Annotated in this window: 15 protein-coding genes; 12 read left to right on the top strand and 3 right to left on the bottom strand. The window is 53.5% G+C overall.

The window, feature by feature from the left end:
• Window positions 1-111: 111 nt before the first annotated feature.
• From rnm to rluB, 6 genes are all read left to right on the top strand, one after another.
• A complete protein-coding gene (rnm, locus tag ACOKCT_RS16580) occupies window positions 112-993 on the top strand; it encodes an RNase RNM (RefSeq protein WP_159339440.1) in 882 nt (293 codons plus the stop codon).
• Window positions 990-1,610, top strand: coding sequence for an L-threonylcarbamoyladenylate synthase (locus ACOKCT_RS16575; RefSeq protein WP_103179897.1), 621 nt, complete (start codon window positions 990-992; stop codon window positions 1,608-1,610). The genes rnm and ACOKCT_RS16575 overlap by 4 nt, the downstream gene beginning before the upstream one ends.
• A gap of 206 nt (window positions 1,611-1,816) precedes the next feature.
• Window positions 1,817-2,257 carry a DUF2778 domain-containing protein gene (locus tag ACOKCT_RS16570; RefSeq protein WP_420193735.1) on the top strand — a complete coding sequence of 147 codons (441 nt, stop codon included), beginning with the start codon at window positions 1,817-1,819 and terminating at the stop codon, window positions 2,255-2,257.
• Complete coding sequence (locus tag ACOKCT_RS16565) at window positions 2,257-2,529, top strand: hypothetical protein (RefSeq protein ID WP_103179895.1); 273 nt, start codon at window positions 2,257-2,259, stop codon at window positions 2,527-2,529. The genes ACOKCT_RS16570 and ACOKCT_RS16565 overlap by 1 nt, the downstream gene beginning before the upstream one ends.
• A gap of 1 nt (window position 2,530) precedes the next feature.
• Window positions 2,531-3,022 (top strand): Hcp family type VI secretion system effector, encoded by a 492-nt coding sequence (locus ACOKCT_RS16560; protein ID WP_420193680.1) that lies wholly within the window; start codon window positions 2,531-2,533, stop codon window positions 3,020-3,022.
• A 257-nt stretch (window positions 3,023-3,279) separates the two neighbouring features.
• Complete coding sequence (rluB, locus tag ACOKCT_RS16555) at window positions 3,280-4,155, top strand: 23S rRNA pseudouridine(2605) synthase RluB (RefSeq protein ID WP_103179893.1); 876 nt, start codon at window positions 3,280-3,282, stop codon at window positions 4,153-4,155.
• Window positions 4,156-4,188: 33 nt separating this feature from the next.
• On the opposite strand, the gene cobO is transcribed toward rluB, so the two are convergent.
• On the bottom strand, window positions 4,189-4,779 hold the full coding sequence (gene cobO, locus ACOKCT_RS16550) for a cob(I)yrinic acid a,c-diamide adenosyltransferase (RefSeq protein WP_103179892.1): 591 nt from the start codon (window positions 4,777-4,779) through the stop codon (window positions 4,189-4,191).
• Entirely contained in the window at window positions 4,776-5,537 is a 762-nt protein-coding gene (locus ACOKCT_RS16545; protein ID WP_159339438.1) for a YciK family oxidoreductase, read from the bottom strand. Before ACOKCT_RS16545 ends, cobO begins: the two co-directional genes overlap by 4 nt.
• A 249-nt stretch (window positions 5,538-5,786) precedes the next feature.
• Here ACOKCT_RS16545 and sohB point away from each other — a divergent pair, with 249 nt between their 5' ends.
• The gene (gene sohB, locus ACOKCT_RS16540; RefSeq protein ID WP_103179890.1) at window positions 5,787-6,833 is read left to right on the top strand and encodes a protease SohB; all 1,047 of its coding nucleotides are present in this window, start codon (window positions 5,787-5,789) and stop codon (window positions 6,831-6,833) included.
• Window positions 6,834-6,868: 35 nt separating this feature from the next.
• On the opposite strand, the gene ACOKCT_RS16535 is transcribed toward sohB, so the two are convergent.
• Window positions 6,869-7,120, bottom strand: a complete 252-nt coding sequence (locus tag ACOKCT_RS16535; protein ID WP_156654654.1) for a YciN family protein — start codon at window positions 7,118-7,120, stop codon at window positions 6,869-6,871.
• 396 nt (window positions 7,121-7,516) lie between these two features.
• Between ACOKCT_RS16535 and topA the strand changes: the two genes are divergently transcribed.
• From topA to acnA, 5 genes are all read left to right on the top strand, one after another.
• The gene (gene topA, locus ACOKCT_RS16530; RefSeq protein ID WP_159339437.1) at window positions 7,517-10,111 is read left to right on the top strand and encodes a type I DNA topoisomerase; all 2,595 of its coding nucleotides are present in this window, start codon (window positions 7,517-7,519) and stop codon (window positions 10,109-10,111) included.
• Window positions 10,112-10,297: 186 nt separating this feature from the next.
• Window positions 10,298-11,272, top strand: a complete 975-nt coding sequence (cysB, locus tag ACOKCT_RS16525; protein ID WP_103179887.1) for an HTH-type transcriptional regulator CysB — start codon at window positions 10,298-10,300, stop codon at window positions 11,270-11,272.
• Window positions 11,273-11,606: 334 nt separating this feature from the next.
• Window positions 11,607-11,747, top strand: coding sequence for a YmiA family putative membrane protein (locus tag ACOKCT_RS16520; RefSeq protein WP_214422604.1), 141 nt, complete (start codon window positions 11,607-11,609; stop codon window positions 11,745-11,747).
• Between the two features lie 298 nt (window positions 11,748-12,045).
• Complete coding sequence (gene ymiC / locus ACOKCT_RS16515) at window positions 12,046-12,147, top strand: small membrane protein YmiC (protein WP_231736514.1); 102 nt, start codon at window positions 12,046-12,048, stop codon at window positions 12,145-12,147.
• A gap of 163 nt (window positions 12,148-12,310) precedes the next feature.
• Window positions 12,311-14,986 (top strand): aconitate hydratase AcnA, encoded by a 2,676-nt coding sequence (acnA, locus tag ACOKCT_RS16510; protein WP_156654652.1) that lies wholly within the window; start codon window positions 12,311-12,313, stop codon window positions 14,984-14,986.
• Window positions 14,987-15,008 lie beyond the last annotated feature (22 nt).

Genomic DNA, 15,008 nt, shown 5'->3' with positions numbered 1-15,008 from the left:
GCGTACTAGTTAACTAGTTCGATGGCTTATTGTCAACCCCCGATTTCAGAATTTCACCACATGCCGTTATGATGGCGGCGCAGATATTGACGAGCAGTGACGGGAGCCGCTTTGAGCGACACGAATTACGCAGTGATTTATGATTTACACAGCCATACCCAGGCCTCCGATGGCCTGCTTACGCCTGAAGAGCTTGTCCATCGTGCCCATGAGATGCGCGTGGGTACGCTGGCCATTACCGATCACGACACCACCGAGGCCATTGCGGCCGCGCGGGCGGAAATTGCCCGCAGCGGATTGCCCCTGACCTTAATCAGCGGCGTGGAGATTTCCACCGTCTGGGAAAATCACGAGATCCATATCGTCGGGTTAAACATCGATATTGAGAACCCGACCCTCTGTGCGTTCCTGGATGAACAAAAGATGCGGCGCGTACAGCGGGCAGAGATGATCGCCGAACGTCTGGAGAAAGCGCATATTCCCGGCGCGTGGGAAGGGGCCCTGCGTCTGGCGAATGGCGGGGCGGTGACCCGCGCCCACTTTGCCCGTTTTCTGATTGAAGCCGGGAAAGCAAATAACATTGCGGATGTGTTTAAAAAATATCTCGCCCGCGGGAAAACCGGATACGTTCCTCCCCAGTGGTGTACAATAGAACAAGCTATTGATGTCATTCATCATTCTGGTGGTAAGGCGGTACTGGCCCATCCGGGGCGGTATAACCTTTCCGCCAAATGGCTGAAACGTCTGCTGGCATACTTTGCCGAACACGGCGGAGAGGCGATGGAAGTCGCTCAGTGTCAGCAGGCACCCAACGAGCGCAGTCAGCTGGCTGAATATGCCCGCCAGTATGGACTCTTTGCCTCCCAGGGCTCTGATTTTCATCAGCCTTGTCCCTGGATAGAGCTGGGACGCAAGCTCTGGTTACCCGCCGGTGTCGAGCCGGTGTGGCACCTCTGGGAGCAGCCAACGCCAATTGAAGAGAGGGTAGTATGAGCCAATTTTTTTATATCCATCCTGACAATCCGCAGCCGCGTTTGATTAATCAGGCCGTGGAGATCGTGCGTAAGGGTGGCGTTATTGTCTATCCAACTGACTCAGGCTATGCGCTGGGCTGTAAGATCGAAGACAAAAACGCGATGGAGCGTATCTGCCGGATCCGCAACCTGCCTAACGGGCATAACTTTACCCTGATGTGCCGCGATCTCTCTGAGTTATCGACCTACTCCTACGTGGATAACGTGGCGTTTCGGTTGATCAAAAATAACACGCCGGGTAATTACACCTTTATCCTCAAGGGGACGAAAGAGGTGCCGCGCCGCCTGCTGCAGGAAAAACGCAAAACCATCGGGATGCGCGTGCCGTCAAACCCGATTGCTCAGGCGCTTCTCGAGACGCTGGGCGAGCCGATGCTCTCCACCTCGCTGATGTTACCGGGCAGCGACTTTACGGAATCCGATCCCGATGAGATCAAAGACCGTCTGGAGAAACAGGTTGAGCTGGTGATTCACGGCGGCTATCTCGGCCAACAGCCGACCACGGTGATCGATTTAACGGAAGATGCCCCGGTTGTGCTGCGTGAAGGGGTGGGGGACGTGAAGCCTTTCCTGTAATTTCATAGGGTACAGGGTCATCTGTTTAGCATGATATTCTCGCTATAATGACCCTGATATTATCACTCCGCCTGTCTTCTTATTCCTTCCTGTAGTAAATATCTTGTGATTTTCTGAAAATAGTTCGTTGCTGGAATAATCTCGCCCCTGCCTGAATATGTTGATGTACGATAAGCGAACATATGCTTATTGAAAAAAGGATATCTATGGCGTTGCAAGGGAAGTTAATCCTCAACGGGGCAGACTATGCGCCTTTTAATCTGTACGGCGTGGGTGTATTTATGGCGCATTCGGGGTTAGGGGCATACCGGAACAATATTAACTGTGCTGCTGTTGCAAAATTAGGGCCTATCCCACCCGGAAAATATTGGATTGTAGATCGCAAAGAAGGCAACTACTTTTCTCAGAAGCTAACGGAAATACACGATGAGGCTAATAGATTTTTTGGCCGACGTGCCTTTGGCAAGTCGGACTGGTTTGCGTTATGGCGCGATGACTGGAATATCGACGATGATACCTGGATAGAAAATGTCAAGCGCGGCAACTTCCGGTTGCATCCCGGTACAGTTTCCAAAGGTTGTATAACTATCGCCAATAATTCAGATTTTTCGATGATCCGCAATGCGGGGATGGGTGGAGGTGGTTGATGGCGGCAATACTAAAAAAAATTGCGCATAAAATCATTAAATTTATTTATTTTATTTTATTGTTATATTGTGTTGGTCACACTTTCCCATATGCCGAATTATATATTGATGAGGATTTTGCAACAAAATGGGCGTTGTTTTTCTATGGGGGTGAAGACGCGGAATCCATGTATGACGCTTATACCGATATAGATCTATCTATAATGATATCAATAGCAATGCCAATATATTTTATAACAATGAAGTTAATCAAAAAATTAAGGAGCAAATAAAATGCCAATTCCTCCGTATATGTGGCTCAAAGACGATGGTGGCGCCGATATTAAAGGTTCTGTAGACGTGCAGGACCGTGAAGGCAGCGTCGAAATTATCGGTCTGAGTCATGGCATCAACCTGCCTGTTGACAGTGCCAACGGTAAAATTACCGGTACACGCCAACACTCATCCATGATGATTGAAAAGGAAGTCGATAGCTCCACGCCCTACCTCTATAAAGCAGCCGCGACAGGCCAGACGTTGAAAAGTGCCGAGATCAGGTTTTATCACATTAACGACGCAGGACAGCAAGTCTGCTATTACACGGTGTTGATGGAAAACGTGAAGATCACTGGCGTTAACTGCGCTGTACCTAACGTAAAATTATCGGGCAACGATAAAATGAATCATGTAGAAAGCGTCAGTATTCAGTATGAAAAAATCACCTGGCGTATCGTGGATGGCAACATTCAGTTCACCGATGCCTGGAATGAGCGGCCTACGGCCTGAGAAATCTGCCTGCCCAAATCGTTGGGTTTGCTTCAGGTTACCAGCACCCGCTCGCCGCGGCGCAAAACTTGTTGAATCATTTAGTCTAAAATTCATGTAGTATGTGCGGCCATGAATCACTGGGCGAGACGTATTGTCTGCCATTATGTGTGCTGTGAAAAAGTTACAGATCATTGAGTTAAGGTTGAATCGCGCTTAACTCCTTGTTTTCGAATGTATACCAGACGCCTGTGAAGGCGACACCTGAAGGAAGCTCAATGAGCGAGAAATTACAGAAAGTGCTGGCCCGCGCCGGCCACGGTTCACGCCGTGAAATCGAAACCATTATCGAAGCAGGTCGTGTCAGTGTGGACGGTAAAATCGCCACGCTGGGCGACCGTGTGGAAATCGTACCAGGCCTGAAAATCCGTATCGATGGCCACCTGATCTCGGTGAAAGAGTCCGCCGAGCAAATCTGCCGCGTACTGGCTTACTATAAGCCGGAAGGCGAGCTCTGCACCCGCAACGATCCGGAAGGTCGCCCAACCGTATTCGACCGCCTGCCAAAACTGCGCGGCGCGCGCTGGATCGCTGTAGGTCGTCTGGATGTTAACACCTGTGGCCTGCTGCTCTTCACTACCGATGGTGAACTGGCAAACCGTCTGATGCACCCAAGCCGTGAAGTGGAGCGTGAATATGCGGTCCGCGTGTTCGGTGAAGTTGACGACAATAAGATCCGTGAGCTCTCCCGCGGCGTGCAGCTTGAAGATGGCCCGGCTGCGTTTAAAACCATCAAGTTTACCGGTGGTGAAGGTATTAACCAGTGGTACAACGTCACCCTGACCGAAGGCCGTAACCGCGAGGTGCGTCGCCTGTGGGAAGCCGTTGGCGTGCAGGTTAGCCGCCTGATCCGCGTTCGCTACGGTGACATTCTTCTGCCGAAGGGGCTGCCACGTGGCGGCTATACCGAGCTGGATTTAACCCAGACCAACTATCTGCGTGAGCTGGTGCAGCTGGCGCCGGAAACCTCCTCGAAAGTGGCGGTAGAAAAAGATCGTCGCCGCATGAAGGCGAACCAGATCCGTCGTGCGGTTAAACGCCATAGCCAGGTCAGCGGCAATCGCCGCTCTGGCAGCCGTAACAACAACGGCTAAAAAATAAAAAACCCGGCCTGGCCGGGTTTTTTGTTAATAGTCGATGCCGATTTGCGCTTTAACGCCTGCATCAAAGGCGTGTTTCACCGGGCGTAACTCGCTGACCGTATCCGCCATCTCCATAAGATCCCGATGACAGCCGCGCCCGGTAATAATCACCGTCTGGTGCGCCGGTCGGTTGTTCAGCGCATCAACCACTTCCTGTAACGGTAAATAGTCGTAGGCCACCATATAGGTGATCTCATCGAGCAGAACCATATTCAACGTGGTATCCGCCAGCATGCGCTTTGCATGCTCCCAGACCGCCAGGCAGGCCGCGGTGTCAGTGTCGCGGTTTTGCGTGTCCCAGGTAAAGCCGGTCGCCATAACCTGAAACTCTACACCCTGCGGCTCCAGCAGATTACGCTCGCCGTTAGGCCACTCGCCTTTGATGAACTGGATCACACCCACCTTTTGTCCATGACCGACGGCGCGCGTGGCGGTCCCAAAAGCGGCAGTGGTTTTGCCTTTGCCGTTGCCGGTGAAGACGATAATAATTCCGCGCTCATCCTGAGCTGCGGCAACGCGGGCATCGACCTGCTCTTTCAGGCGCTGCTGGCGCTGCTGATGACGTTCATCACTCATTGCGATATTCCTGGTTTACGGCCGGGTTGGGCATCAAAGGTCATGCCGGTTTTCCGGCGGCTGTCATCGCCCATCAGCCACAGATAAAGCGGCATGATATCGGCAGGGGTTTTCAGTTTAAGCGGATCTTCGCTCGGGAACGCGCTGGCGCGCATGCTGGTGCGGGTCCCGCCGGGGTTGATGCAGTTTACGCGCAGATGGCGGTTCTGATACTCCTCGGCCAGGACCTGCATCATCCCTTCGGTGGCAAATTTCGAGGCGGCATAGGCGCCCCAGTTAGCCCGACCCTGACGCCCAACGCTGGATGAGGTAAACACCAGCGAGCCGGAATCAGACTTCAGTAATAAAGGAAGCAATGCCTGGGTAAGGAAGAAGGTACCGTTAACGTTGACCTGCATCACCTGCTGCCAGATCTCCGGCGTTTGCTCTTCCATGGGCCGCACTTCGCCAAGGAAGCCCGCATTATGTAGTACCCCGTCCAGACGGGGATACTCAGCGGCAATACGCTCAGCAAGTTCCCTGCAGCTCTGGGGGGTACAGGTTAACAGGTCGAGAACATATTCGCGGGTCGGCGCGCCACCTTCACTGGCGATCGCCTGAGCGACGTCACGCAATTTATCTTCATTACGTCCCAGCAGAATCAGGCGCGCACCGTGGCGGGCGTAAGTCAGCGCCGCTTCGCGACCAATACCGTCGCTGGCCCCCGTGACCAAAATAATACGTTTTTGCAGTAGATCTTTTTTCGGTTGATAGTGCAAGGTCACTCCTCTGGCGCGCGTTGGCGCGGCCCATGCTGTGCGGTCTCTTTTCGGCTTTATGCCCGAAAGCGCGGTTGATTACAATCAGTCTACCGGAGAGTTCGCTGTAAAATTAACAATTTGCAAATATTTCATTCATAAATAAACATTTCTGAAGAGGGCTCGCAAGGGTATCGTCAGGTAAGAGACGCCTGGTGAAGGCTGTTGTACACTGGGTGGGAAAACAAGTGGTTAAACCAAGGTGGACGCGTGGAATTACTTTCTGAGTACGGTTTATTTCTGGCCAAAATTGCGACGGTGGTGATTGCCATTGCGGTGATCGCCGTTCTGATTGTTAACCTGACGCAGCGCAAACGTCAGCGCGGCGAGTTGCGCATTACCCGCTTAAGCGAGCAGTACACTGAGATGAAGGAAGAGATGTCAGTGGCGCTGCTCGATGCGCATCAGCAAAAACAGTGGCACAAAGCGCAGAAGAAAAAGCACAAACTTGAAGCGAAAGCGGCAAAGCAGAAAGCAAAGCAGGAACTCCATCCGGAGGTGGCAAAGCCACGGGTCTATGTGCTGGACTTTAAAGGCAGCATGGACGCCCATGAAGTCTCCTCCCTGCGCGAGGAGATCACTGCTGTGCTGGCGGTGGCAAGAGCTGAAGATCAGGTGGTGCTGCGTCTCGAAAGCCCGGGTGGGGTGGTACATGGTTACGGGCTGGCCTCTTCACAGCTACAACGTCTGCGTGACAAACATATCCCGCTGACGGTGGCGGTGGATAAAGTCGCTGCCAGCGGCGGTTATATGATGGCTTGCGTGGCCGATAAAATTGTCGCGGCGCCTTTCTCTATTATTGGTTCGATTGGCGTGGTGGCGCAGATCCCTAACTTCAATCGTTTCCTGAAAAATAAAGACATCGATGTTGAGCTTCACACGGCGGGCCAGTACAAGCGCACGCTGACCCTGTTGGGTGAAAACACCGAAGAGGGGCGACAGAAATTCCGCGAAGATCTCAATGACACCCATCAGCTGTTTAAAGGATTTGTGAAGCAGATGCGACCCACGCTCGATATCGACGAGGTCGCCACCGGCGAGCACTGGTACGGTACCCAGGCGCTGGAAAAAGGGCTAGTGGACCAGGTGGGAACCAGCGACGATCTGCTGCTCTCGCTGATGGAGGGCCGCGAGCTGGTGGGTGTGCGCTATACGCGCCGTAAAAAGCTGATGGACCGCTTTACCAACAGCGCCGCAGAGAGCGCGGATCGTCTGCTGCTGCGCTGGCTACAGCGAGGTCAGAAACCGCTACTGTGAATAAAAACGCGAGGCCAGTGCCTCGCGTTTTTGCATCAATCAACCAGGTGGTACTTTTCAGATAAGACATGGGCGAGGTATTTAAACATATTAAATACCGCCGTGCTGCGAGGGGTTGGTAGCCCCTGCTCATCGAGAAAGTACTCACCGCTGAACACCAGCACACCATTGCGCTGTTCCACGCCCGTGGCTTCGATCCCGGCCATGGTGTCGTCATGTTCACGAATGAGTTTATTTGCTTCAACAAGCAACGTTTCACGGTCAATGGGTTGGGTATTTTGCTGCATTATCCACTCCTTAAACAGTGATATTAGTCTACGCCGCCGCGGTGCCGGGAGCAAATTTTCCCCGTTTTACCCCCTCCAGGGCAAGAGGTACAGCGCTGGCGTGATTTGCTTTTGCATGCTAATAAAGTTGCGTAACGGATTTTATCAGGTAGAGTGTGCGCTTTCGTCATTCTGGCAACAGATTTGCTTGACATTCGACCTAAATCTCGTCGTGTGGTTATACTGGAGCGAGAAAAATCGCGTCAACTCAACTGCTTATGTGATGTCGATTTTATGACTGAACGGCAAACGGGGTTGATATCCACTCGTGGCGTCGTTATATAAATGTCTCGTCGCCAGGGGAAGGTGAACTCACGCGACGTATTCCTGGAAGAAACAAATTAGGTAAAGGTGAATATGGGTAAAGCTCTCGTTATCGTTGAGTCCCCGGCAAAAGCCAAAACGATCAATAAGTATTTGGGTAGTGACTACGTGGTTAAGTCCAGCGTCGGTCATATCCGCGATCTGCCGACCAGTGGCTCAGCCAAGAAGAGCGCCGACTCTACCTCCACCAAAGGGGCCAAAAAGCCTAAAAAGGATGAACGTAGCGCGCTCGTAAATCGCATGGGAGTTAACCCATGGGATAACTGGCAGGCACAGTACGAAGTACTGCCGGGTAAAGAGAAAGTCGTCTCCGAGCTGAAACAGCTGGCGGAAAAAGCCGACCACATCTATCTCGCAACCGACCTTGACCGCGAAGGGGAGGCCATTGCATGGCACCTGCGGGAAGTGATCGGGGGCGATGACACACGCTACAGCCGCGTAGTGTTTAACGAAATTACTAAAAACGCGATCCGCCAGGCCTTTGAAAAGCCGGGTGAGCTGAATATCGACCGCGTCAACGCTCAGCAGGCGCGCCGCTTTATGGACCGCGTCGTGGGTTACATGGTTTCTCCACTGCTGTGGAAAAAGATTGCGCGTGGACTCTCCGCAGGCCGCGTACAGTCTGTTGCCGTGCGTCTGGTGGTTGAACGGGAACGCGAAATTAAAGCGTTCGTGCCAGAAGAGTTCTGGGAAGTTGACGCCAGCGTGACCACGCCGGGCGGCGACACCCTGCCGCTGGAAGTGTCGCACCAGAACGATAAGCCGTTCCGTCCTGAAAATCGCGAACAGACCATGGCCGCGGTAGCGCTGCTGGAAAAAGCGCGCTATCAGGTGCTGGATCGTGAAGACAAACCGACCAGCAGCAAGCCTGGCGCACCGTTTATCACCTCCACATTGCAGCAGGCGGCCAGCACCCGTCTGGGCTATGGCGTGAAAAAAACCATGATGATGGCGCAGCGTCTGTATGAAGCGGGTCACATCACCTATATGCGTACTGACTCTACCAACCTGAGCCAGGACGCCGTCAACATGGTGCGTGATTACATTGGCGACAATTTCGGTAAGAAATACCTGCCGGAAAGCGCCAATCAGTACAACAGCAAAGAGAACTCCCAGGAAGCGCACGAAGCGATTCGTCCTTCTGACGTCTCTGTGCTGGCGGAATCCCTCAAGGATATGGAAGCCGATGCGCAAAAACTGTATCAGCTGATCTGGCGCCAGTTTGTTGCCTGTCAGATGACCCCGGCGCAGTATGACTCCACCACGCTGACCGTCGGTGCGGGCGATTTCCGCCTCAAGGCGCGTGGCCGTATCCTGCGTTTCGATGGCTGGACCAAAGTGATGCCTGCGCTGCGTAAGGGCGATGAAGACAAAACCCTGCCAGCGGTCAACGCCGGGGATGAACTTTCCCTGGTTGAGCTGACGCCTGCTCAGCACTTCACCAAGCCGCCGGCACGCTTCAGCGAAGCCTCGCTGGTGAAAGAGCTGGAAAAACGTGGTATCGGTCGTCCGTCGACCTATGCGTCGATCATCTCGACCATTCAGGATCGCGGCTATGTGCGCACGGAAAACCGCCGTTTCTATGCGGAGAAAATGGGTGAAATCGTCACCGATCGCCTGGAAGATAACTTCCGCGAGCTGATGAACTACGATTTTACCGCGCAGATGGAAAATAGCCTGGACCAGGTGGCTAACCATGAAGCCGAGTGGAAGAAGGTGCTGGATAGCTTCTTCAGCGACTTCACCAAGCAGCTGGATAAAGCGGAAAAAGATCCGGAAGAGGGGGGCATGCAGCCGAACCAGATGGTGCTGACCAGCATCGACTGTCCGACCTGCGGCCGTAAGATGGGGATTCGTACCGCCACGACCGGTGTCTTCCTTGGCTGCTCAGGCTATGCGTTGTCGCCGAAGGAGCGCTGCAAAACCACCATCAACCTGGTGCCGGAAAACGAAGTGTTGAACGTGCTGGAAGGCGACGATGCGGAAACCAACGCATTACGCGCCAAACGCCGCTGCAATAAGTGCGGCACAGCGATGGACAGCTACCTCATCGACCCGAAACGTAAGCTGCATGTCTGCGGTAACAACCCGACCTGCGACGGTTACGAGATTGAAGAGGGTGAGTTCCGCATCAAGGGTTATGACGGTCCGATTGTGGAATGCGAGAAGTGTGGTTCTGAAATGCACCTGAAAATGGGGCGTTTTGGTAAGTACATGGCCTGCACCAATGACGACTGCAAAAACACGCGTAAGATCCTGCGTAACGGTGAAGTGGCACCGCCGAAGGAAGATCCGGTTCCGTTGCCGGAGCTGCCGTGTGAAAAATCCGATGCGTACTTTGTACTGCGTGACGGTGCTGCGGGCGTCTTCCTGGCGGCGAATACCTTCCCGAAATCGCGTGAAACGCGTGCGCCGCTGGTTGAGGAGCTTTACCGCTTCCGCGATCGCCTGCCAGAAAAACTGCGTTATCTGGCTGATGCACCGCAGCAGGATGCAGAAGGTAATAAGACCGTGGTGCGTTTTAGCCGTAAAACCAAGCAGCAATATGTCGCTGCTGAGAAAGAGGGTAAAGCCACCGGCTGGTCAGCATTTTATGTTGACGGCAGATGGGTTGAAGGCAAGAAATAGCCTTAATTTACGCTAAGTTACCTCGTAAGGGCCGGTATTCCGGCCCTTTTTTATTACCGGGTTATTATTTTTTGTTCCGGGCTATACAGCAAAGATATAAGTGATATAGTGGTTATAGTTAACCCTTTCTTTATTATCAAATCGTCTTAAGCGATTGCCCGTGTGCGCTAAATCGGATGGTCTGGCATGAAACTACAGCAGCTCCGCTATATCGTTGAGGTGGTCAACCACAACCTTAACGTCTCCTCCACCGCAGAAGGTCTTTACACTTCGCAACCCGGCATCAGTAAGCAGGTACGCATGCTTGAAGATGAGCTGGGGATCCAGATTTTCGCCCGCAGTGGTAAGCATCTTACCCAGGTAACGCCAGCAGGACAGGAGATTATCCGCATCGCCCGCGAAGTGCTGTCGAAGGTTGATGCCATTAAATCCGTTGCCGGAGAGCACACCTGGCCGGATAAAGGCTCGTTGTATATTGCCACCACCCACACTCAGGCGCGCTACGCGTTGCCAGGGGTAATCAAAGGCTTTATCGAGCGCTACCCTCGCGTGTCGTTGCATATGCATCAGGGCTCGCCAACACAGATTGCCGAAGCGGTCTCAAAGGGCAATGCGGACTTTGCCATCGCCACCGAAGCGCTGCACCTGTATGACGATCTGGTGATGCTGCCTTGCTATCACTGGAACCGTTCGATTGTGGTGACGCCGGAACATCCGCTGGCGGCAAAAACGTCGGTGTCCATTGAAGAGCTGGCGCAGTATCCGCTGGTAACATACACCTTCGGCTTTACGGGCCGCTCGGAACTCGATACCGCCTTTAATCGCGCGGGGCTTACGCCGAGGATCGTCTTTACCGCCACCGATGCCGATGTGATCAAAACCTATGTGCGGCTGGGTCTTGGCGTCGGGGTTATTGCCAGCATGGCGGTGGATCCTGTTGCCGATCCGGATTTAGTGCGTCTGGATACCCAGGGCGTATTCGGCCACAGCACGACCAAAATTGGTTTCCGCCGTAGCACCTTCCTGCGTAGCTATATGTATGATTTTATTCAACGATTTGCGCCACATCTGACCCGTGACGTGGTAGATACGGCGGTGGCGCTGCGCTCTAACGACGATATCGAAGCGATGTTTAAAGATATTAAGCTGCCTGAAAAATAATTACCTCCGGTATCTTTCCTTCGGGAGAGATACCGTTATTTCTCTTAAGACCCGAATTAAATCCCCCGATCTGCGTTCATTTCTCACAATAACCATAACGTTATGGCGTTTTTTTCATGAGTCAGTTGTAAAAACGTGACAAAAATAGAAAATATTTTGCAGCTATGCAAATCCCACGTTTCATTTATATATTTCCGCTCAAAAGATTAACTATTTCATGCCAGACGATTCGTAAATTCGCTGGATCTTCGACTAAAGTTTCTTTAGGATTTATCTCAACTACGATTACTTATACCAATTGTTTGGTATTCAAATGATAAGCGAAATCGATTGTATGGGGTTAGCAATGCCGTCAGGACGTCAAGAGCCGCAAAGGGACCCAGGACTTAAGCGCAAAGCCTGGCTGGCGGTGTTTCTCGGCTCCACCCTGTTTTGGGTAGTGGTGGCTTTACTTATCTGGAAATTCTGGGGTTAAGCATGGCGGTTCAGGGGCGTAGTGAAGCAGTGAAGCCTGTATGTCAGCAGCGTGACACGCGTCGCAAAGTCCGTAATGGATCTACAGGTAACGTCCCGGCATCCTGGAAGCTATCGCCTGTACAACAAGCTTTCATTGATCTCTTCGCAGAAGACGAAGACAAAAAACAATAATTCTTATTATCAGCCCCGGGCGATAATAATCCGATGCGCTTTTGTACTCTTTAATAAATACACATCAGCAATACCGAACTGAGACAAACTCAGCGAGCAATAAATTAATAAAGCGTGGTGCCGCAATGATGAATAATATATCCGGAGCTAAATACTGGTCGTGGATGGCCGCCTTTTCCCTCTCGATCCTCTTCTGGTGTCAGCTACTCTGGCTCACCCTACAGTGAATGATGAAAGCCTCGCGCCCGCGGGGCTTTTTTATGCCTTCTTTTCGCACTGAATTTGTCCATTTGAGTTGTTATCAAATCGTTACGGTGACGATGTGTTATCTTTAATTACGGCCCTGATAAAAGTCAGGGCATCGCAATCCCGGTAATTAAGGAGGAGCTTATGTCGTTAACCCTACGCGAAGCCAGTAAGGACACATTGCAGGCTGAGAATAAAACCTATCACTACTACAGCCTGCCACTGGCCGCAAAGGAACTTGGGGATATTGCGCGCTTACCCAAGTCACTTAAAGTGTTACTGGAAAACCTCCTGCGCTGGCAGGATGACCTCTCCGTTACGGCTGAGGATATTCACGCCCTGGCCGGATGGTTGCAGAACGCCCACGCCGACCGGGAGATCGCCTATCGTCCGGCCAGGGTGCTGATGCAGGATTTCACCGGCGTCCCGGCGGTGGTTGATCTGGCGGCAATGCGTGAAGCGGTAAAACGCCTGGGGGGCGATACCGCAAAAGTGAACCCGCTCTCCCCGGTTGACCTGGTTATTGACCACTCGGTGACCGTGGACCATTTTGGCGATGATGAGGCGTTTGAAGAGAACGTGCGTCTGGAGATGGAGCGTAACCACGAACGTTATGTGTTTCTGAAGTGGGGCCAGCAGGCGTTCAGTCGCTTCAGCGTCGTCCCACCTGGCACCGGTATCTGCCACCAGGTCAATCTGGAGTATCTCGGCAAAGCGGTGTGGAGTGAACTGCAGGATAAGGAGTGGGTGGCCTACCCCGATACGCTGGTCGGCACGGACTCCCACACCACCATGATCAACGGACTCGGCGTGCTGGGCTGGGGGGTAGGGGGGATCGAAGCCGAAGCGGCGATGCTCGGCCAGCCGGTCTCAATGCTGATCCCGGATGTGGTCGGCTTTAAGCTGACCGGCAAGCTGCGCGAGGGCATTACCGCCACCGACCTGGTGCTCACCGTCACCCAGATGCTGCGTAAGCACGGCGTGGTGGGTAAATTTGTAGAATTCTATGGTGACGGCCTCGACTCTCTGCCGCTGGCAGACCGGGCTACTATCGCCAATATGGCGCCTGAATATGGCGCTACCTGCGGTTTCTTCCCCATTGACGGCGTGACGCTGGAGTATATGCGCCTTAGCGGTCGCAGCAGCGAGCAGGTCGCGCTGGTGGAAGCCTACGCCAAAGCACAGGGGATGTGGCGTAATCCGGGCGATGAACCGGTGTTCACCAGCACCCTGGCGCTGGATATGGGCGATGTAGAGGCCAGCGTCGCCGGGCCGAAACGTCCCCAGGACCGGGTGGCTTTGCCGGATGTACCTAAGGCGTTTGCCGCCAGCACTGAACTGGAGGTCAACACCGCACAGAAGGATCGCCGCCCCATTGATTACGTCATGAACGGCCAGCAGTACCAGCTCCCGGACGGCGCGGTTGCGATCGCGGCCATCACCTCCTGCACCAACACCTCGAACCCCAGCGTCCTGATGGCGGCGGGGCTGCTGGCGAAAAAAGCGGTTACTCTCGGCCTGAAACGCCAGCCATGGGTTAAAGCCTCGCTGGCCCCGGGCTCGAAAGTGGTCTCCGATTATCTGGCGCAGGCCCGCCTGACGCCGTATCTTGATGAGCTGGGCTTTAACCTGGTGGGCTACGGGTGTACCACCTGTATCGGCAACTCCGGGCCGCTGCCGGAACCTATCGAGACAGCAATCAAGCAGGGCGATCTGACGGTAGGGGCGGTGCTCTCGGGCAACCGTAACTTTGAAGGACGTATCCATCCGCTGATTAAAACCAACTGGCTGGCCTCTCCGCCGCTGGTGGTGGCTTATGCGCTGGCGGGCAACATGAATATCAATCTGGCAACCGATCCGCTGGGATACGATCGCAAAGGGGATCCGGTTTATCTGAAAGATATCTGGCCATCGGCACAGGAAATTGCCCTTGCGGTTGAAAAAGTGTCTACCGACATGTTCCGCAAAGAGTACGCCGAAGTGTTTGAAGGCACGCCGGAGTGGAAAACCATTGAAGTGGCGCGCTCAGATACCTATAGCTGGCAGGAGGATTCCACTTATATCCGTCTCTCCCCGTTCTTTGACGAGATGCTGGCAGAACCCAAACCGCTGGAAGATATCCACGGCGCGCGCGTGCTGGCCATCCTCGGTGACTCGGTGACCACCGACCATATCTCCCCGGCAGGCAGTATCAAAGCGGATAGCCCGGCAGGACGTTATCTCCAGAGTCGTGGCGTAGAGCGACGGGACTTCAACTCCTACGGTTCGCGTCGCGGCAACCATGAAGTGATGATGCGTGGCACCTTCGCTAATATTCGTATCCGCAACGAGATGGTGCCTGGGGTGGAAGGCGGAATGACTCGCTATCTGCCCGGAACCGAAGTGATCTCAATCTATGATGCCGCCATGAAATATCAGCAGGATGGCATCCCGCTGGCGGTCATTGCCGGGAAAGAGTACGGCTCCGGATCAAGCCGCGACTGGGCAGCAAAAGGACCCAGGTTGCTCGGTGTACGCGTCGTTATCGCCGAATCGTTTGAGCGTATTCACCGTTCAAACCTGATCGGGATGGGGATTTTACCTCTGGAGTTCCCGGAGGGGGTATCGCGTAAAACCCTGGGGCTGACGGGTGAGGAGCGCATTGACATTGCGGATCTGCAGAACCTGACGCCTGGTGCCACCGTGCCGGTCAAACTGACGCGAGCTGATGGGCAAACCGAGGTGGTGAACTGCCGCTGTCGTATCGATACCGCGACGGAGCTCACCTACTACCAGAACGACGGCATTTTGCACTATGTCATTCGTAATATGCTGAACTAAAGGAAAATCAGCCCGGCATAAA

The sequence above is a fragment of the Leclercia sp. M-A074-M genome, from assembly GCF_965195605.1.
Classification (GTDB): Bacteria; Pseudomonadota; Gammaproteobacteria; order Enterobacterales; family Enterobacteriaceae; genus Enterobacter.
The sequence above is the reverse complement of the archived record's forward strand: the minus strand, read 5'-3'. Positions and strand labels throughout refer to the sequence as shown.